Origin of the sequence: Micromonospora sp. LOL_015, from assembly GCF_048060275.1 — a bacterium.
Taxonomy (GTDB): Bacteria; Actinomycetota; Actinomycetes; order Mycobacteriales; family Micromonosporaceae; genus Micromonospora_E.
Genome location: NZ_JBHMIO010000235.1, coordinates 1 through 259, shown reverse-complemented (window position 1 = coordinate 259; position 259 = coordinate 1). Strand labels below are relative to the sequence as shown.

The following is a 259-nucleotide window of genomic DNA, read 5'->3' as shown; positions in this document are numbered from 1 at the left end:
ACGTGGCTTCGGTCGCAGACGATTCCCGTCGCAACGCGCCTGCGCCTCGACCGCACGGTAACCCAACGATCCGCCGTTGCGTGCGATCTCCCGAGCGATCGTCGAATGGTGCCGCCCGAGCAACCGTCCGATGGCCCGAGCCGACGCCGAATCACCGCCCCGGCTCAACTCCCGCGAGATCGTTTCTCGCTCCTCAACCGTCAACGGAGAAGACCCGCTCATCTACCACCCAATCACTCGACACCCAAGATCATTTTAC

General features: G+C 63.3%; 1 protein-coding gene. It reads right to left on the bottom strand.

Going from position 1 to position 259, the window contains the following annotated elements; all coding sequences use genetic code 11:
- The coding region (locus tag ACFHWU_RS29635; RefSeq protein WP_416592370.1) for a helix-turn-helix domain-containing protein at positions 1–222 on the bottom strand (222 nt) is incomplete at its 3' end.
- Positions 223–259 lie beyond the last annotated feature (37 nt).